The 18,200-nt window shown below is 40.5% G+C and carries 17 protein-coding genes; 14 read left to right on the top strand and 3 right to left on the bottom strand.

What is annotated here, in order from left to right; translation table 11 throughout:
* The first annotated feature begins 201 nt into the window (after positions 1 to 201).
* From QQK05_RS11535 to glmU, 10 genes are all read left to right on the top strand, one after another.
* Complete coding sequence (locus QQK05_RS11535; protein ID WP_284298728.1) at positions 202 to 597, top strand: ATP synthase subunit I; 396 nt, start codon at positions 202 to 204, stop codon at positions 595 to 597.
* Positions 598 to 609: 12 nt separating this feature from the next.
* Positions 610 to 1,437, top strand: a complete 828-nt coding sequence (atpB, locus tag QQK05_RS11540) for a F0F1 ATP synthase subunit A (RefSeq protein ID WP_284298730.1) — start codon at positions 610 to 612, stop codon at positions 1,435 to 1,437.
* Between the two features lie 145 nt (positions 1,438 to 1,582).
* Positions 1,583 to 1,801, top strand: a complete 219-nt coding sequence (gene atpE / locus QQK05_RS11545) for a F0F1 ATP synthase subunit C (protein WP_116002224.1) — start codon at positions 1,583 to 1,585, stop codon at positions 1,799 to 1,801.
* Positions 1,802 to 1,849: 48 nt separating this feature from the next.
* A complete protein-coding gene (gene atpF, locus QQK05_RS11550) occupies positions 1,850 to 2,320 on the top strand; it encodes a F0F1 ATP synthase subunit B (protein ID WP_284298731.1) in 471 nt (156 codons plus the stop codon).
* 13 nt (positions 2,321 to 2,333) lie between these two features.
* A complete protein-coding gene (atpH, locus tag QQK05_RS11555) occupies positions 2,334 to 2,867 on the top strand; it encodes a F0F1 ATP synthase subunit delta (protein WP_284298733.1) in 534 nt (177 codons plus the stop codon).
* Between the two features lie 14 nt (positions 2,868 to 2,881).
* Positions 2,882 to 4,423, top strand: coding sequence for a F0F1 ATP synthase subunit alpha (atpA, locus tag QQK05_RS11560; RefSeq protein WP_284298735.1), 1,542 nt, complete (start codon positions 2,882 to 2,884; stop codon positions 4,421 to 4,423).
* A gap of 28 nt (positions 4,424 to 4,451) precedes the next feature.
* A complete protein-coding gene (gene atpG / locus QQK05_RS11565; protein ID WP_284298737.1) occupies positions 4,452 to 5,312 on the top strand; it encodes a F0F1 ATP synthase subunit gamma in 861 nt (286 codons plus the stop codon).
* A 43-nt stretch (positions 5,313 to 5,355) separates the two neighbouring features.
* A complete protein-coding gene (gene atpD / locus QQK05_RS11570) occupies positions 5,356 to 6,741 on the top strand; it encodes a F0F1 ATP synthase subunit beta (RefSeq protein ID WP_284298739.1) in 1,386 nt (461 codons plus the stop codon).
* A 31-nt stretch (positions 6,742 to 6,772) separates the two neighbouring features.
* The gene (locus QQK05_RS11575; RefSeq protein ID WP_284298741.1) at positions 6,773 to 7,195 is read left to right on the top strand and encodes a F0F1 ATP synthase subunit epsilon; all 423 of its coding nucleotides are present in this window, start codon (positions 6,773 to 6,775) and stop codon (positions 7,193 to 7,195) included.
* Between the two features lie 155 nt (positions 7,196 to 7,350).
* Complete coding sequence (glmU, locus tag QQK05_RS11580; RefSeq protein WP_284298743.1) at positions 7,351 to 8,709, top strand: bifunctional UDP-N-acetylglucosamine diphosphorylase/glucosamine-1-phosphate N-acetyltransferase GlmU; 1,359 nt, start codon at positions 7,351 to 7,353, stop codon at positions 8,707 to 8,709.
* Between the two features lie 27 nt (positions 8,710 to 8,736).
* Here glmU and QQK05_RS11585 read toward each other — a convergent pair whose 3' ends face one another.
* Both QQK05_RS11585 and betI read right to left on the bottom strand, forming a co-directional pair.
* Entirely contained in the window at positions 8,737 to 9,885 is a 1,149-nt protein-coding gene (locus QQK05_RS11585; RefSeq protein ID WP_284298745.1) for a hypothetical protein, read from the bottom strand.
* A gap of 38 nt (positions 9,886 to 9,923) precedes the next feature.
* Positions 9,924 to 10,526 carry a transcriptional regulator BetI gene (betI, locus tag QQK05_RS11590; protein WP_284298747.1) on the bottom strand — a complete coding sequence of 201 codons (603 nt, stop codon included), beginning with the start codon at positions 10,524 to 10,526 and terminating at the stop codon, positions 9,924 to 9,926.
* A 203-nt stretch (positions 10,527 to 10,729) separates the two neighbouring features.
* Between betI and QQK05_RS11595 the strand changes: the two genes are divergently transcribed.
* Together QQK05_RS11595 and QQK05_RS11600 are read left to right on the top strand one after the other, a co-directional pair.
* Positions 10,730 to 13,021, top strand: a complete 2,292-nt coding sequence (locus tag QQK05_RS11595) for a TonB-dependent receptor domain-containing protein (RefSeq protein ID WP_284298749.1) — start codon at positions 10,730 to 10,732, stop codon at positions 13,019 to 13,021.
* 62 nt (positions 13,022 to 13,083) lie between these two features.
* Positions 13,084 to 14,118, top strand: a complete 1,035-nt coding sequence (locus QQK05_RS11600) for an alkaline phosphatase D family protein (protein WP_284298752.1) — start codon at positions 13,084 to 13,086, stop codon at positions 14,116 to 14,118.
* A gap of 38 nt (positions 14,119 to 14,156) precedes the next feature.
* Here the strand turns inward: QQK05_RS11600 and QQK05_RS11605 are convergent, their stop codons facing one another.
* Positions 14,157 to 15,317, bottom strand: coding sequence for a murein transglycosylase domain-containing protein (locus QQK05_RS11605; RefSeq protein ID WP_284298755.1), 1,161 nt, complete (start codon positions 15,315 to 15,317; stop codon positions 14,157 to 14,159).
* Between the two features lie 122 nt (positions 15,318 to 15,439).
* Between QQK05_RS11605 and QQK05_RS11610 the strand changes: the two genes are divergently transcribed.
* A complete protein-coding gene (locus tag QQK05_RS11610; RefSeq protein WP_284298758.1) occupies positions 15,440 to 16,210 on the top strand; it encodes a DeoR/GlpR family DNA-binding transcription regulator in 771 nt (256 codons plus the stop codon).
* Positions 16,211 to 16,231: 21 nt separating this feature from the next.
* Entirely contained in the window at positions 16,232 to 18,064 is a 1,833-nt protein-coding gene (gene glmS, locus QQK05_RS11615) for a glutamine--fructose-6-phosphate transaminase (isomerizing) (protein ID WP_284298760.1), read from the top strand.
* The last annotated feature ends 136 nt before the right edge of the window (positions 18,065 to 18,200 follow it).

Genomic DNA, 18,200 nt, shown 5'->3' on the forward strand with positions numbered 1-18,200 from the left:
CAGGTTTTATAGCTATTCATATTTATAGTGAATATTTGTTTTAAAAAGGGGCGTTTAACGCCCCTTTTTGCGAAAATGAAATGCCCTATTTTGTTGCAAAAAAAGCGTAAACCAGTATACTTGCGCTGACTTTTTTTAAGATTAATTTTTTCTTAAAAAATAGGTAGTCACTACGAAGTTTTTACTAGTTGATAATCAGTTATGAACAAGCTAGCTCAAAAGGGCCGAAAAATTGCCATAAGGCAGTTAAAAATAACACTGATTATTATAGTGTTATCAACAATAGTGACTTTTTTTATGTTTGGCTTTTCTCATGCTCAATCAGCCGCGTTAGGCGGAATTGTAGCGCTTATCCCAAACATGTTATTTGCCTACAAAGCGTTTCAGTACGCAGGGGCAAATGCTGCTAGAAAGGTAGTTGATGCCTTCAACAGCGGCGTGAAATTGAAATTAGTATTATCGGCAGTGTTGTTTGCATTGTGTTTTAAGTTTATCGAGAACTTACAACTGCCTGCTTTTTTCATAACGTATTTTTTAGCGATGTTTGCTCCTTTTGTGCAGGCGGTCGCAAACGGTTTTACTATTAATCAACAATAATTGGGATAAAAGATGGCAGCAGATACTGGCTCTTATATCAAACACCATTTGACCAATGCGAAAATGTGTACCGTTGACGGTAGCGTAGCTTTTAACAAAGCTTGTGCTGATGCCGGCTTCTGGACTCTACACATCGACACATTATTATGGTCTCTTGCGTTAGGTTTGATATTCTTACTAACTTTCCGTTCAGTCGCTAAAAAAGCAACGACTGGTGTTCCAGGCAAACTTCAATGTGCAGTTGAAATGATTGTCGAATTTGTCGATACGAGTGTTAAAGAAACATTCCACGGCAAAAACCCATTAATTGCCCCGTTATCATTAACGATTTTCATGTGGGTTTTATTAATGAACGCGATGGACTGGGTTCCAGTTGATTTAATTCCAACAATTGCTGGTTGGATTGGTTCTACCTTTATGGGTATGGATCCACACGATGTTTACATCAAGTCAGTACCTACTACTGATATGAACATGACGTTCGCACTTTCTATCGGTGTATTCTTCTTAATTATTTACTACTCAATCAAGGTTAAAGGTTTCGGTGGCTTCGCTAAAGAGTTAACGATGCAACCATTCGGCCATTGGGCATTTATCCCAGTAAACTTTATCTTAGAATCTGTAACGTTAATTGCACGTCCAGTTTCATTAGCATTACGTTTATTCGGTAACCTTTACGCTGGTGAGCTAATCTTCATCTTGATTGCAACAATTGGTTTATTCCAATTACCAGTGCACTTTTTATGGGCTGCGTTCCATTTATTAGTTATTCCGCTTCAAGCTTTCATTTTCATGATGTTAACTATCGTGTACTTAAGCTTGGCGCACGAAGATCACTAACTCTTCGGGATAGAGTTAGGCGGCCATATTTGTTTTTTATAGAACAAATATGGTCAAAGAACCCGAAGGGTTTAGGACAGGATGTCCAACAAGAATTTATTAATTTTTAACTTTATAACTTACTTTAAAATAATCGGAGATAAATATGTTATATATCGCTGTTGCATTACTAATCGGTCTTGGTGCTTTAGGTACTGCGATTGGTTTTGGTTTATTAGGTGGCAAATTCTTAGAATCAGCTGCTCGTCAACCTGAACTTGCACCACAATTACAAGTAAAAATGTTCATCGTAGCTGGTCTTATCGATGCGATCGCTATGATCGGTGTAGGTATCGGCTTATACATGTTATTCGCATTAGCTTAATCAACTAGCTATTTTTCATTTCGCGAATAAATTATAGGAGGTACACAAATGAACATTAACGTTACCTTAATCGGTGAATTAATCGCATTTGTCGTATTTGTATTATTCTGTATGAAGTACGTATGGCCGCCATTAATGGCAGCTATTGAAGAACGTCAGAAAACTATTGCTGATGGTCTTGCGGCTTCTGACCGTGCAGCCAAAGAGCTTGAATTAGCTCAAGGTAAAGCGACTGCTCAATTAAAAGAAGCAAAAGCGCAAGCAGCTGAGATTATCGAAGCAGCTAAAAAGCGTGAAGCTCAATTAATTGACGAAGCTTCTGAAAAAGCACAAGCAGAGCGTGAGAAAATCATCGCTTCTGGTCATGCAGAAATTGAGTCTGAACGCAACCGCGCGAAAGAAGAGTTACGTCAACAAGTAGCTGTTCTTGCTGTAGCTGGTGCCGAGAAAATTCTTGAGCGTTCAATTGATGCCGCTGAGCACAGCGACATCTTAGATAAACTTGTCGCTGAGCTTTAAGGGGTAAAGCACTATGTCTGAATTGACAACAGTTGCTCGTCCTTATGCTAAAGCAGCGTTCGATTATGCTGTAGAAGCAAAGGCAGTAGATAGCTGGCTAGAAATGCTAGTGTTTGCTGCTGAAGTATCGCAAAACGAAACGATGCAAACTTACCTTTCAGGTGGTGTATCGGTAGAACAAGCAACAGACTTGTTCATCAACGTTTGTGGCGAACAGCTAGACAGCAATGGTCAAAACTTTATTAAAGTTTTAGCCGAAAACGAACGTCTGTTGGTGCTACCACAGGTGGTTACTCAATTTAGCGAATTAAAAGCTGAATTTGAGAAAGAAGTCACTGTGGATGTAACCTCTGCTGTTGAATTATCAGCAGAACAACAAACTACATTAAGCGCCGCGCTTGAAAAGCGTTTGGCTCGTAAAGTAAAGCTCAATTGTGTGGTTGATACTAACGTTGTGTCAGGTCTTGTTATCAAGGCTGGTGACATGGTAATTGATGGTTCAGTTAGAGGTAAATTGAACCGTTTAGCATCAACGATACAATCTTAACTGGGGAACAGAGCATGCAACTGAATTCCACTGAAATCGCTGAACTGATCAAAAAACGTATTGAACAGTTTGACGTAGTTAGTGAAGCTCGTAATGAAGGTACTATCGTTTCAGTAACTGACGGTATCATTCGCATCCACGGTCTTGCTGATGTAATGCAAGGTGAGATGATCGAACTTCCAGGCAATCGTTACGCTATCGCGTTAAACCTTGACCGTGATTCGGTAGGTGCGGTAGTTATGGGTCCTTACGCTGACCTTGCCGAAGGCGTAAAAGTTAAAGGTACTGGCCGTATTTTAGAAGTACCAGTAGGTCGTGGCTTATTAGGCCGCGTAGTAAACACTCTTGGTGAGCCAATCGACGGTAAAGGTCCAATCGACAACGATGGCTTTGCTCCTGTTGAAGTTGTAGCACCAGGTGTTATCGATCGTAAGTCTGTTGATGAGCCAGTACAAACTGGTATCAAATCAATCGACTCAATGATTCCAATCGGTCGTGGTCAGCGTGAGCTTATCATCGGTGACCGTCAGGTTGGTAAATCTGCGATCGCATTAGATGCAATCATTAACCAGAAAAACACTGGTATTAAGTCAATCTACGTAGCTGTTGGTCAAAAAGCATCAACTGTTGCTAACGTAGTACGTAGCTTAGAAGAGCACGGCGCATTAGAAAACACTATCGTTGTTGTTGCGTCTGCATCAGAAGCTGCTGCACTTCAATACTTAGCACCATACTCTGGTTGTACAATGGGTGAATACTTCCGTGATCGCGGTGAAGATGCGTTAATCGTATATGATGATTTATCTAAGCAAGCTGTTGCTTACCGTCAAATCTCATTACTTTTACGTCGTCCACCAGGTCGTGAAGCATACCCAGGTGACGTTTTCTACCTTCACTCACGTCTACTAGAGCGTGCTGCTCGTGTAAACGAAGACTACGTAGAGCGTTTCACTAACGGTGAAGTTAAAGGCCAAACTGGTTCATTAACTGCGTTACCGATTATCGAAACACAAGCGGGTGACGTTTCTGCATTCGTACCAACTAACGTAATTTCAATTACCGATGGTCAAATCTTCCTAGAGTCTGATTTATTCAACTCAGGTATTCGTCCAGCGGTTAACGCAGGTATCTCGGTATCTCGTGTTGGTGGTGCTGCACAAACGAAAATCATCAAGAAACTTGGTGGTGGTATCCGTTTAGCATTGGCTCAGTACGCTGAATTAGCGGCATTCGCTCAATTCGCATCTGACCTTGATGACGCAACACGTGCACAGTTAGAGCACGGTCAACGTGTAACTGAATTGATGAAGCAAAAGCAATTCAGCCCGTTATCTGTTGCTGAAACAGCTGTTTCATTATTCGCTGCTGAAAAAGGCTACTTAAACGATATCGCAATCGATAAAGTTGTAGACTTCGAAGCTGCATTATTATCATACGTTAATAATGAACAAGCTGAGTTGATGGCTAAAATCAACGAAAAGGGTGATTACAACGCTGATATCGAAGCAGGTTTAGCAAAAGCTATTGAAACTTTCAAAGCTACGCAAACTTGGTAATTAGTTAACCTTTTCGGAGAGAATAGTCATGTCCGGCGCTAAAGAGATAAAATCGAAGATTGGAAGTGTACAAAATACACAGAAGATCACCAGCGCGATGGAAATGGTTGCAGCCTCTAAAATGCGCAAAGCGCAAGAAGGAATGGCTGCCTCTCGTCCATACGCTGAAAATATGCGAAATGTGATCGGTCACATCGCGCTTGGTAACTTAGAATATCGTCATCCTTACTTGGAAGAACGTGAAGCTAAGCGCGTAGGCTATATCGTCATCTCTACAGACCGTGGTTTGTGTGGCGGTTTAAACATTAATATGTTTAAACAAGTACTTGCGGATGCTGCTAAATGGCAAGCGCAAGGAGCTCAAGTTGATTTTGGTGTTGTTGGTGCAAAAGCTACAGCATTTTTTAACAACATGGGTTCAAACGTCGTTTCACAAGTTTCTGGTTTAGGAGATAGTCCTTCAGTAACAGACCTTATCGGTAGTGTTAAGGTGATGCTGGATGCCTATGATAATGGCGAAATTGATAGGCTGTTTGTCGTTTACAACAAGTTTGTAAATACGATGACGCAAGAGCCGAGAATCGATCAACTTTTACCTTTGCCGAAGTCAGATGATGACGCAATTAAACATCGCTGGGATTATGTATACGAACCAGATGCTCAAGTATTACTTGATCAGTTATTAGTTCGTTATATCGAATCTCAAGTGTACCAAGGCGTGGTTGAAAACCTAGCATGTGAGCAAGCAGCTCGTATGGTTGCAATGAAAGCAGCAACCGACAATGCAGGTGATTTAATCGACGAATTACAATTGGTATACAACAAAGCACGTCAAGCAAGTATCACGCAAGAATTAAGTGAGATTTGTGCGGGCGCGGCAGCGGTTTAAGGCAACAGGTTCTTTTAAAGAGCAAAAGATTAGAGGATTAAACATGAGTACAGGTAAAGTCGTCCAAATCATTGGCGCAGTTGTGGATGTAGAATTCCCACAAGATGCTGTACCTCAGGTATATGACGCATTAAATGTAACTGAAGGTGACCTTTCAGGCTTAGTACTAGAAGTACAACAGCAATTAGGCGGTGGCGTAGTACGCTCAATCGCTATGGGTTCATCTGACGGTTTGCGTCGTGGTCTGAACGTAGTAAATACAGGTAATAACATCCAAGTTCCAGTTGGTACTGCAACTTTGGGTCGTATTATGAACGTATTGGGTGAGCCAATTGATGAAGCTGGCCCAATCGGTGAAGAAGAAAAATGGTCTATCCACCGTGAAGCTCCTTCATATGAAGATCAATCAGCGGCTAACGAATTGTTAGAAACTGGTATCAAGGTAATCGACTTAGTATGTCCATTCGCTAAGGGTGGTAAAGTTGGTTTATTCGGTGGTGCTGGTGTTGGTAAAACCGTAAACATGATGGAACTTATCCGTAACATCGCAATCGAGCACAGCGGTTACTCAGTATTCGCAGGTGTTGGTGAGCGTACTCGTGAGGGTAACGATTTCTACCATGAAATGAACGATTCAAACGTACTTGATAAAGTATCGCTTGTATACGGTCAAATGAATGAGCCACCGGGTAACCGTTTACGTGTTGCGATGACTGGCTTAACAATGGCTGAGAAGTTCCGTGACGAAGGTCGTGACGTACTTTTCTTCGTTGATAACATTTACCGTTACACACTTGCTGGTACTGAGGTATCTGCACTATTAGGCCGTATGCCTTCAGCGGTAGGTTACCAACCAACTCTTGCAGAAGAGATGGGTATCCTTCAAGAGCGTATTACATCAACTAAGACTGGTTCAATTACTTCAATCCAAGCGGTATACGTACCTGCGGATGACTTAACTGACCCTAGCCCTGCAACTACCTTCGCTCACTTAGATGCGACAGTTGTACTTAGCCGTGATATCGCAGCACAAGGTATCTACCCTGCTATCGATCCACTTGACTCTTCATCACGTCAATTAGATCCATTAGTAGTTGGTAACGAGCACTATGACGTAGCACGTGGCGTTCAAACAACGTTACAACGTTACAAAGAGCTTAAAGATATCATTGCTATCTTAGGTATGGACGAATTATCTGAAGAAGATAAGCGTACAGTAGACCGTGCTCGTAAGATTCAACGTTTCTTATCACAACCATTCTTCGTTGCTGAAGTATTCACTGGTTCTCCAGGTAAGTACGTATCTCTTAAAGACACTATCAGTGGCTTTAAAGGTATCCTTGCTGGCGAATACGATGACTTACCAGAGCAAGCGTTCTACATGGTTGGTTCAATCGAAGAAGCTGTTGAAAAAGCTAAATCAATGTAATTTAGCTTTTCGGAGCAATTAGGAGGTCACAATGGCAGCAATGACTGTAAATCTGAATGTAGTAAGTGCTGAAGAAGAGTTATTCTCTGGTAGCATTGAGTCATTACAGATCACTGGTAGCGAAGGTGAGTTAGGTGTAATGCCTGGTCACGCACCTTTGCTGACCTCACTAAAACCTGGTATGGCTCGCATTGTCAAGAAAGGTGGTGAAGAGGAAGTTCTTTACTTATCTGGCGGCATGTTAGAAGTTCAACCAAACAATGTAACTGTGTTAGCTGACGTAGCAACACGTGTTGCAGACTTAGATGAACAAGAAGCTGAAGAAGCTAAACGCCGTGCTGAAGAGCACTTGAATAATCAAGGTGGCGATGTAGATTACGCAGAGGCTGCTTCTGAATTAGCGCGCGCGGTTGCACAATTACGTGTAATCCAAGCGGCTAAGAAAAAAGTCTAAAAGCTATATCAAACACTAGTTTTAGTGAATAATAAACGAGTCTTCACGATGTGTAGGCTCGTTTTTTTTTGCGTAAAATTTAACTCAAAATTCATAGGCAATCCACGCCAAAACTCGATACAATATCGTTAATAAATATAATTAATGGAATAGTAATGAGTTTATCAGTTGTTATTTTAGCGGCCGGCAAAGGCACGCGAATGCGTTCAAGTTTACCTAAAGTTCTGCACCCTGTTGCGCATAAGCCAATGGTTGGTCATGTTATTGATGCAGCACGCCAAGTTAATGCTGAAAATATATATCTTGTGTACGGCTTCGGTGGTGACGTGCTAAAGGCACAAATTCAGGGTGATGACTTAACCTTTGTCGAACAAGCTGAGCAACTTGGTACGGGGCATGCCGTCGATATGGCCTCTCCTCACTTAAAAGACGATGAAGATGTTTTAGTACTCTATGGTGATGTTCCATTAACGAAAGTGTCTACGTTAGAAAAGTTAATCGCAGCTAAACCTGATAACGGGATGGCACTATTGACTGTTAAATTAGCAAACCCGACGGGCTATGGTCGTATTATTAGAGACAATAATACGGTGATCGGTATTGTTGAACAAAAAGATGCGTCACCTGAGCAACTGGCAATTAACGAGTGTAATACTGGTATTTTGCTTGCTAACGGTGGTGATTTAAAACGTTGGTTAAGTAACTTATCAAATGATAATGCACAAGGTGAATACTACTTAACAGACATTATTGCTGCTTGTCATCATGAGGGTAAAGTGATTGAAACCGCACACCCTGACAGTGAAATTGAAGTGGAAGGTGCCAATAATCGTGTTCAACTTGCTCAATTAGAGCGCGCATACCAATTGCGTCAGGCTGAAGAGCTGATGATTGCAGGTGCTAGCTTACGTGATCCAAACCGCATTGATATTCGTGGTGAAGTGACCGTCGGCCAAGAAGTTGTGATTGATATTAATTGTATCTTTGAAGGGCGTGTTGAAATTGCCGATAACGTCAAAATTGGTGCTAACTGTATCTTAAAGAACTGTACTATCGGTGCTGGTGCTGAAATTAAGCCAAATACGATTGTTGAAGATGCGATTATCGGTGAATTAGCGTCTGCTGGTCCTTTCGCTCGTATTCGCCCAGGCTCTGAATTAAAGCGTGATGCACATATCGGTAACTTTGTTGAAATGAAGAAGTCAGTATTAGGAGAAGGTGCTAAAGCAGGCCATCTAACCTATCTTGGTGATGCTGAAGTTGGTGCAAAAGCTAATATCGGTGCTGGCACAATTACCTGTAACTATGATGGCGTCAATAAGTCTAAAACCATCATTGGTGAGCATGCATTCATTGGCTCTAATGCATCGCTTGTTGCACCAGTTACTATTGGTGATTACGCAACGACTGGTGCTGGTTCAGTCATCGTAAAAGAAGTTGAAGATAAAGCGTTAGCAGTAGCGCGTGGTAAGCAGCGAAATATCACGTCTTGGTCTCGACCAACGAAAAAGTAAACATTACATTTCAGAAATAAGGCTAGGTTATCCCCTAGCCTTTTTTATTTGATAGGTACCACTTTCAAAAGCGAATACTTTCACCATCAGTAGAATTAAAATAAGTACGACAAGACAAGCTGCTGTTTGAACATACATCCACTCAGTTTGAAACAAGTAAGTTAATCCTAGAAGTAACCCCGTATTTATAGCAACGAATTTGAATTTACCCTGCTTTTCAATGGTTAGGCTAAAGGTTTGACTGTAGTTTGCGACCATAAAATCAATTGAATTGACGACAAAAGCACAGCCAAGCACCAACATTACCAACTGAGTTCCTCTATCTAAGCCAAAGCCTGATTCATATATGTGATAAAGCACAGAAAACCAAAGAAAACTTGGTACCAAGGGTAATATTGTCATGATAAAAAATAGTGCTAAGGGCTTAATGTTTCTCACAAATTTGGCAACGAACTGACCAAGCATAATTGACCATGTCATCCACCATGCCAAATAGAATTCATGATAATTATTAAATGGCAGAATGAAGCGATGCGCATTAAGTACGTAGTCTGTTGATAGCACACTACTTGCAACCAATTCAGCAAAACCAAAATTACTCAACCAAGCAAGATAGAGACACAGTAAACTAAAGGCGATCACACTCACTTTACTGAGCATGGTCATTAATTTGGTTCTTATACTCATCATTAATGAACAGACAATGACGAGAGAAATTAATATCGTGAGTTCCCATGTACCGTTTTTAACGCTCTCTGGTAAATAGAATGGCATTAAATCGATAAAAAGCGATAGCGTAAATGCACAGGTCGCAATGACGACACAAGCACTTAATCGCTTGACCCACGTAATTTCAAAGAGCTTTAGCTTTGGCTCTAACGTCAGGAAGTAAAGGGTAGAAACAAAATACATTGCCCAAGCGGTAATTCCCCAAAAGCCCATTTCTATCGATAGTGGATTAGTAAAATGATAGCTCTGATCTTGGGTGTATTGTTGATATTCAATGAGTGGTAGTAGGATAAAACCGCCATCAAGCCCAGATGTAAATAAGATCGCGACTAACGCACTTAACGCTGAAGGCTCTTCACCTGTTAATCTTTGATTTCGAAAGGCATACATTAATACTAAACCTAGTATCAATATAATGATCACCCCTACGCCAATAATTGTACTCATCTTGTCAAAAGTTTATGTTTTTGATGAGTTTACCTGCGTTAGATGTCAGTTTTTTTATATTGCACAATTAACTGTTGCGCAAGCGCCTTGCATTCATTTGCAGCAGTGGCAAACATCACTTCATCGCTGTGTGATAATGCACAACGCAGCCATTGGCCGTCAATTTGAGCCGCTAAAATACTTGTGCAGTGATCAACATATTCTCTTTTGACGAGTGTTTTGAAAGCGAAACGTAAATTACTCGCTAATCTTGCGTGATTAACTTTTTGCAATTGACTTAATTCATCGCTGTGCATGGATAATACCCAAAAACTTAACCAAGAAATGGCTGCTCGATTTGAACTCTGTGCAGTGCTGAAATTAGCATTGATGATATAATTTATCCGCTCTATCGCTGTTGGCTTTTGGGTGCTGAATTGTGCTAAAAAATCTTGTCTTAATTGCTCCAAAAGATAAATAGTCGTGCCTTTTATCAAACCACCTTTACCACCAAAATAGTGGCTAATAATACCCGTAGATACGCCAGCAAGTTTGCTAATACTGGAGATAGTTGTGCCTTGTAAGCCATGCTTTTCAACAGACTCTAACGTCGCTTCAATCAATTGTTGCTTTCTAATTTTTTCCATACCTACTTTAGGCATAATACTTTCTAAACCCTCAACGCTTTTTGGCCACAGCCAGTGACCTTTGTTAAATATTTTTAATAAATAGTTATGGAATAGGTCTGTAAACACAAGTTAAATTTTTATTAATTGAACGTTCAATAAAAAATAACATAGATGTAACATTTGCTGATTAATCTGCTCAACGTTTTCAAAAATAACTACATCAAAGTGAGAAAATTATGAGCCTTTACAAGCAAAATAAGAGTTTGCTATGTCTTGCAATAACAAGTGCTCTTGCGATGCCAGCACTTGCTGATGAGAATGCAAACAACGATAAGAATATTGAAGAAGTTACGGTTATTGCCAAAAAGTTGTCCTATGCAAACAACACGGTCGATACCACGATGATTGATCAGCAGGCGCCGGTAACAAGTGTCTTAGGTGTTATGGATAACCTTCCGGGCATCAGTATTAACGAAGGCGATGCTTTTGGTGGTGACGACTGGTCAACTTCAATTACCATGCGCGGCTTTTCTATCGACGGAAATCAGCAACAATTGGGTATGACGGTTGATGGTATTCCAAATGGTGGTTCTAACTATGGTGGTGGCGCGAAGGCTAATCGTTACCTAGCAACTGAAAACTTAGAAACTGTTGAGGTGGCTCAGGGTACTTCTGACATTTCATCAGCGTCTCTCGATGCGCTAGGTGGTACATTCAATTTTGTGAGTAAAGCCCCTGATATGGAGCAAAGCACAACGTTTGCCTATACCACAGGTTCTCATGACGCTGAGCGATTCTTTGTTAGATATGAAACAGGTGAGATACTAGATAACACCTTTGCTTATGTTAGTTACTCAGATACAACAACAAGTCGATGGGTTGGTGAAGGCTCAAATGGTGGCAGCAAAAACCAGCATGCTGAGGTGAAGTTTGTATCGACAATAGACCAACTTACATTGACCGGTCGCTTATCTTATGACGATGTCACTGAAGATAATTATAACAGTGTTAGCATTGAACAATTTAATCAAACACCTGACTGGGACCAGTTAACATGGAATTGGACAGGTATCCCTCATTTTGATCAAATGTTCGCAGAGGGTTGGTCTACGCTTCGAGAAAACACATTAGCGTATTTAAAAGCAGAGTACGCTGTGTCAGATGTGACAACGATTGAAATCACACCGTATTTTCATAAAAACAAGGGCCGAGGTGATTGGATTCCACCATATTTAGTGATGGCAGTAGATGCTGATGGTAACCCAACAAACCAAGGCGGCACGATTGCTGGAAGCTACGGTTTTACCGATCAAAATGGTAATCCTCTAGCACCTGCTGATGGTTGTACGGCAAACTATACTTGGCCATGGAATTCTGGCCCTGGTTTGCACCCAGCGTGTTATGCTGATGATGCTATTCCTGTCATGTCATACCGTCATACCCATTATGCTAAAGAGCGTACGGGTTTCACTGCAAAAGCATACACTACAATCGGTAATCATGATTTACTTGCAGGGGTCTGGTATGAAACTTCTGAGCGTGATGAACATCGTGATTGGCATAAAGTGATTAATGCGAGTGTTTATCATCATTTTGATTCAACGCCATACTGGATACAGTATGATAATACGTTCGATCAAGACACGCTTAAGTGGTATGTCCAAGATACAATCACAGCAGGTGATTTTGTCGTTAATCTCGGTGTACAACAGTACTTAGTTGACCTAGAGAAAACCGATCATTATCAATCTGCAAATAACGCCGATGTTAACAGTGATTCAGATGTACTCTTTAGCGCAGGTGCTTTATACGAATTGAGTCCAACCACAGAGGTGTTTGCCGGCTATAGTGAGAACTTTTCGGCTATCAAAGACGGTGTACTTGAACGAGATTCTTCAACATTGAATGAGATTGAACCAGAAACGGCGGAGAATATCGATTTTGGTATTCGTTACTTCGGTGAACGTTTAAATCTGCAAGCAACCGCTTATATGATTGAGTTTAATGACCGTATTACTTTTATTGCACCTGGCAGTGATACCGATGGCATTGATTACACGATTGGTACAAACGGCACATACATCAACGTTGGTGGCATTGAGTCTGACGGTATCGAACTGAGTGCAACCTATAAGCTAACGGATAATTGGGAGTTATATGGCTCTTTCACCAAAAATGATTCAACGTATATTGGTGATGCACCAGGCTTTGAGGCCGGCCAAAAAGTAATAGATTCTGTCGATGATATGTGGGTACTATCAGCTAACTATTACGACGGTAATTTACGTTTTGGCGCTTCAACTAAGTACACAGGAGAACGCGGTGAAGCTGAAGATTATATTGTATTGGATATGAATATTGGATATACCGTTGAGTTTTCTGGCTCAGGTGTTAACTCTGTTGATATTGCGCTTGTGGTAAATAACATCTTTGATGAAGATTATTTATCGACGGGTACAGGTAACGGTTCGACCTTCTTTATTGGTGCACCGCGCACAACAAGCTTAACCGTTAATGCGAACTTCTAATCGCGTGATGGGTAAAGGTTGATTGTATCAACCTTTACCTCCTTTATTGGAGTAGATAAACGATGAAAAATATATTGTTGGTAATGATCGCATTAATGCCGTCTTTTCAATTACTTGCTGTCGACAAAATTTATTTTGGTTCGTGTGCAAAAGAATACAAAGCGATGCCTATTTTTGACGCGATTGTTGCTGATGATCCTGATGTTTTTATTTTCCTTGGTGATAATATTTATGGTGATACTGAAGACATGAAGGTCTTAGCCGACAAGTACAAGATGCTTGGTGATCACAAAGGATTTAATAAGTTAAAAAGTACCGCAGAATTAATCGCCATTTGGGATGATCATGATTATGGTGAAAATGACGCAGGGAAAGAATACCCGCAAAAACAGGCTTCGAGAAAAGTCATGCTCGACTTTTGGCAAGAGCCGAAAGATTCACCTCGCTATACAAGAGACGGAATTTATACCAGTTATTTCTATGGTGAAAAAAACCAGCAAGTACAGGTAATTTTGCCCGATCTACGTTGGAACCGAGATAAGCTCCATGAAGTATCGAAGGTAAACTATTTATTGAAGCGTATTCCCAATAACATGGGGCCTTACATGGTTTCTCCCGACAAACAAGCATCGATGCTAGGTGAAAAACAATGGCAATGGCTCGAGCAAGAACTCCTTAAGCCATCTGCGATTAAAGTTATTGGTTCAAGTTTACAACTATTACCTGAGTTTACTGGCTGGGAATCTTGGGCAAATTTTCCCGCTGACAGGCAACGTTTACTCGACTTTATCGCCAAACATAAAATCCCTGGAGTGATCTTCATCAGTGGTGATACTCATTGGGGTGAAGTGTCTAAAGTAGAAACAGCCAAAGGTTATCATTTATGGGAAGTGACTAGCTCAGGATTGAGTGAAAAATGGAAGGACGTTAGTCCTAATCAGCATCGTGTAGGACAGTACACTAACCAAGTAAACTATGGATTTATCGAGATTGATTGGCAGCTCGCTGATCCCAGTATTGCTATTGGATTGAAAAATGAAGTGGGTGATATCACCCATCAACATCAACTTTCACTATCAATGCTTCAATTTAACTAAAACTCCGCTAGTGTTGGCCTGAAGTAATCAGGCCTTTTTTACTGATACTTCTTTTCTGCCTTTGTGACTTTTTCTAAATAACGGCGTGATTCTGCTTTTGGATGTTTTCTTGTCAGTACGTAATAGACGTTTTGAGGTTGATGTTCATTGATGATTTTAACGGCTGTTTTTCTATCGCGATGAAAGCTTTTAAGTACGTTACCTGTTCCACCATTGTAGGCTGAAATCATCGCGTAATGTTGGCTGGTATTGTTATTGACTGCTTTAAGGTAATTATTTTGCAGTATGTGTAAGTAGGCTGTACCCATATCAATATTAAACGCAGGATCAAATAGCTGCTGCTTACTTGGTTTACCTGGTTTGTTTTTAATTTTTTGGTAAACATCTGCGCCTGCAGTACTTGGAACGACTTGCATTAAACCATAAGCATTTGCGTGGCTTACCGCATAAGGGTTAAAATTACTTTCTGTTTCGATAATGCCATAAATTAAATCTGGCTTTATTTGATAGCGCTTAGCTGAGGCGAGTACAAACTCACTGTATTTTTCTTTACGCAAATGCTGATGAGTTTCAACTAAGTTAAAACGTACCTGAAGCAAGTCGTGTTTATCAATGCGTACTTGCGCTAGTTCATTATTTGTTAAGTAATCAGCGAACCTTCCTGCACGCCATTGGTATTGTATTGGCTTCTTATCTTGGTCTAATACTTGACCATACAGGAACGGCGTCCCTTTTAGTTCAGGTGCTTTACTACTGAAAATATCATTTTTCCGCGGATCATCGGGCGTTAATAATGTGATGATGATGGCTTGATTCAGGTTATCTAATGCACGAGATTTATTATTTTCTAACAGTGTTTCAACCGTCACGGTTCCGGTTATAAAATCGATAATAGCTCTGGCTTTATAATCGTTAGTGTACTTTACGTAACGTTTATTTCCTGGAAGCTGCGTGTTCTTTTTCCCCCAGACCTTTTCTATATGCCTTTTTAACTCTTCAATAAGCAGTGAAATATTTTGGATATCTTGTTGGGCTAAATTTTTCGTTTTTACCACACGATCAGCTATCGCAATGACATCTTTATCATCAGACTCTATTTGTTTAACAAGTTCTTGCGCACTCTTTATCGATGATAGATTAGGCGTTGATTTGCATGCAGTAAGTGTAAAAATAACAAGAATTAATAAGCGAAACTTCATAAACTTTTTTAATAATGCTTTTTACTCAGTGTATCGCAATAGCCACAAAAATGGTGTAAATGTTGACCAAATTAATTTTATCACTATAATAAGTTTCGAACTGAAACTTAACGAAAGAAATAATGTCAAAACGAAACACTCAACAACGTCGTCATATTATTATCACTGAAGTGAACTCTGTCGGTGAAGTAAGTGTTGAAGCGTTAGCTAAGCGTTTTGATATTTCGGAAGTTACAATCAGAAAAGATCTCGCGGCATTAGAAAAAAGTGGTCTGCTATTACGTCGTTATGGTGGTGCTGTGCCCTTGCCTAATGAAATAACTGAAGCGAAAGAGTCAAAAGTTTCGGTTCAAAAGCAGGCTATTGCAAAAGCGGCCGCAAGCTTAATAAAAGATCATTACCGTGTTGTGATTGATAGTGGCAGAACAACCTCAACCATCATTGAATACCTTGCTGAAAAGCGTGGCTTGGTTGTTATGACTAACTCAATGAAAATTGCTGGTAGACTTCATGAATTGGAGAGTGAGCCAACTATTTTGATGACCGGTGGCACTTGGGACCCAACATCAGAGTCGTTCCAGGGGCAAATAGCAGAACAGGTGTTGCGTTCATATGACTTTGATCAGCTATTTATTGGTGCCGATGGCATTGATGTTGAACGAGGTACAACGACCTTTAATGAGTTGATTGGCTTGAGTCGAGTAATGGCGGAAGTGGCCAGAGAAGTTATTGTTGTTGTTGAGTCGGAAAAAATTGGTCGAAAAATACCTAATTTAGAGTTAACTTGGCAACAGGTAGATACGTTAATTACTGATGAGTTATTAAATGAGTCGGTAAAGAAACAGTTAATCGAGTGTGGTGTGAATGTAGTTATCGCCCCACTCAACAAATAAAATATTAAAAAGGATAATAGTATGTGTGGCATTGTTGGTGCAGTAGCACAGCGTGATGTAGCGGATATCTTAGTAGAAGGTTTAAAACGTTTAGAATACCGTGGTTATGATAGTGCAGGTGTTGCAATTATTGATAATGACAATCAATTAAATCGTGCACGTCGTCTTGGTAAAGTACAAGAATTAGCAGACGCTTTAGCTGAAACGCCATTGGCTGGCGGTACTGGTATTGCTCACACGCGTTGGGCAACACATGGTGTACCAAGTGAAGCGAATGCTCACCCACATATTTCTTCAGACAACATCGCGGTTGTTCATAACGGTATTATCGAAAACCATGAAGAGCTTCGTGCTCAACTTCAAGGCTTAGGTTACGTTTTCACTTCTGAAACTGATACAGAAGTTATTGCACATTTAGTTCACCATGAATTAAAAAGCCATGACACATTATTATCAGCTGTACAGAGCACTGTTAAGCAACTAGAAGGTGCTTACGGTACAACAATCATGGATACCAATGATAAAGACCGAGTTGTCGTAGCTCGTTCAGGTAGCCCATTGGTTATTGGTTTCGGTGTTGGTGAAAACTTTATTGCCTCTGACATGATGGCGTTATTACCGGTAACTCGTAAATTCTGCTTCCTTGAAGAAGGTGATGTTGCAGAAGTAACGCGTTTTGAGGTGAATATTTTTGATAGTGAAGGTCAGCCAGTTGTTCGCGAAGCGAAAGAATCTGAAGTTAGTCATGATGCTGGCGACAAGGGTGAATACCGCCATTACATGTTGAAAGAAATTTACGAGCAACCAACAGCTATCCGAAATACGTTAGAAAACCGTTTTGATGCTGGTTTGCTTGATACGCAAACATTCGGCGCTGGCGCTGATGAAATTTTCAAAGAAATCGAACATGTTCAAATTATTGCTTGTGGTACGTCATACCACTCAGGCATGGTGGCGCGTTACTGGTTAGAAGCACATGCTGGCGTATCTTGTAACATCGAAATTGCGAGTGAGTTCAGATACCGTAAATCTCACGTGCCAAAGAATGCGATGATTGTGACAATTTCTCAATCGGGTGAGACGGCAGATACATTGGCAGCACTTCGCTTAGCAAAAGAGCTAGGTTACCGCTCAAGTCTTACGATTTGTAACGTACCGGGTTCAAGCTTAGTACGTGAGTCAGATTTAGCGTTTATGACGAAAGCTGGCGCAGAAATTGGTGTTGCTTCGACAAAAGCATTTACTACGCAGTTAGTTGGCTTAATGATGATGACATTGGCACTTGGTAAACATCACGGCATGAGTGTTGAAGATCAAAAAGCAATGTCGAGTGCACTTGTGACGCTGCCAAATAAAGTTGAAGAAGTATTAGCGTTAGCGGATTCTATCGAAGACTTAGCAGAAGACTTTGCTGATAAAAACCATTCATTGTTCTTGGGTCGCGGTGATCAATACCCGATCGCAATGGAAGGTGCATTAAAACTTAAAGAAATTTCATACATTCACGCAGAAGCTTATGCTGCTGGTGAACTTAAGCACGGCCCATTAGCGTTAATTGATGCTGAAATGCCAGTTATCGTTGTAGCACCAAAAAATGACTTGATTGAGAAGCTTAAATCGAATGTTGAAGAAGTGCGTGCTCGTGGCGGTTTAATGTATGTATTTGCTGATAACGATGCGAAATTTGAAAGTGATGAAACAATGAAGGTTATCAATGTTCCACACTGTGATGACTTAATCGCGCCAATTGTTTACACATTACCATTACAGTTATTGTCATATTATGTAGCTATTATCAAAGGTACTGATGTTGACCAACCACGTAACTTAGCTAAGTCGGTTACCGTAGAGTAAGTATCTGATAATCAATAACTCTTATTGTGGGTTTACAATAAAGTTGCTAATCCAACAATAAAGTAGTTAACAATACAATAATGTTGTTAACTGAAGCCATCTGAGCTATCTTGTAATTAAGTTAGCAAAGATGGCT

The organism is Thalassotalea loyana, from assembly GCF_030161435.1.
Classification (GTDB): Bacteria; Pseudomonadota; Gammaproteobacteria; order Enterobacterales; family Alteromonadaceae; genus Thalassotalea_G; species Thalassotalea_G loyana.

Coding starts and splice junctions, on each gene's coding strand:
- atpH (WP_284298733.1), top strand. CDS start 2,334: ATGTCTGAATTGACAACAGTTGCTCGTCCTTATGCTAAAGCAGCGTTC.
- atpA (WP_284298735.1), top strand. CDS start 2,882: ATGCAACTGAATTCCACTGAAATCGCTGAACTGATCAAAAAACGTATT.
- QQK05_RS11600 (WP_284298752.1), top strand. CDS start 13,084: ATGAAAAATATATTGTTGGTAATGATCGCATTAATGCCGTCTTTTCAA.
- glmS (WP_284298760.1), top strand. CDS start 16,232: ATGTGTGGCATTGTTGGTGCAGTAGCACAGCGTGATGTAGCGGATATC.
- glmU (WP_284298743.1), top strand. CDS start 7,351: ATGAGTTTATCAGTTGTTATTTTAGCGGCCGGCAAAGGCACGCGAATG.
- atpE (WP_116002224.1), top strand. CDS start 1,583: ATGTTATATATCGCTGTTGCATTACTAATCGGTCTTGGTGCTTTAGGT.
- QQK05_RS11575 (WP_284298741.1), top strand. CDS start 6,773: ATGGCAGCAATGACTGTAAATCTGAATGTAGTAAGTGCTGAAGAAGAG.
- atpF (WP_284298731.1), top strand. CDS start 1,850: ATGAACATTAACGTTACCTTAATCGGTGAATTAATCGCATTTGTCGTA.
- atpG (WP_284298737.1), top strand. CDS start 4,452: ATGTCCGGCGCTAAAGAGATAAAATCGAAGATTGGAAGTGTACAAAAT.
- QQK05_RS11535 (WP_284298728.1), top strand. CDS start 202: ATGAACAAGCTAGCTCAAAAGGGCCGAAAAATTGCCATAAGGCAGTTA.
- QQK05_RS11595 (WP_284298749.1), top strand. CDS start 10,730: ATGAGCCTTTACAAGCAAAATAAGAGTTTGCTATGTCTTGCAATAACA.
- betI (WP_284298747.1), bottom strand. CDS start 10,526: ATGCCTAAAGTAGGTATGGAAAAAATTAGAAAGCAACAATTGATTGAA.
- QQK05_RS11585 (WP_284298745.1), bottom strand. CDS start 9,885: ATGAGTACAATTATTGGCGTAGGGGTGATCATTATATTGATACTAGGT.
- atpB (WP_284298730.1), top strand. CDS start 610: ATGGCAGCAGATACTGGCTCTTATATCAAACACCATTTGACCAATGCG.
- atpD (WP_284298739.1), top strand. CDS start 5,356: ATGAGTACAGGTAAAGTCGTCCAAATCATTGGCGCAGTTGTGGATGTA.
- QQK05_RS11605 (WP_284298755.1), bottom strand. CDS start 15,317: ATGAAGTTTCGCTTATTAATTCTTGTTATTTTTACACTTACTGCATGC.
- QQK05_RS11610 (WP_284298758.1), top strand. CDS start 15,440: ATGTCAAAACGAAACACTCAACAACGTCGTCATATTATTATCACTGAA.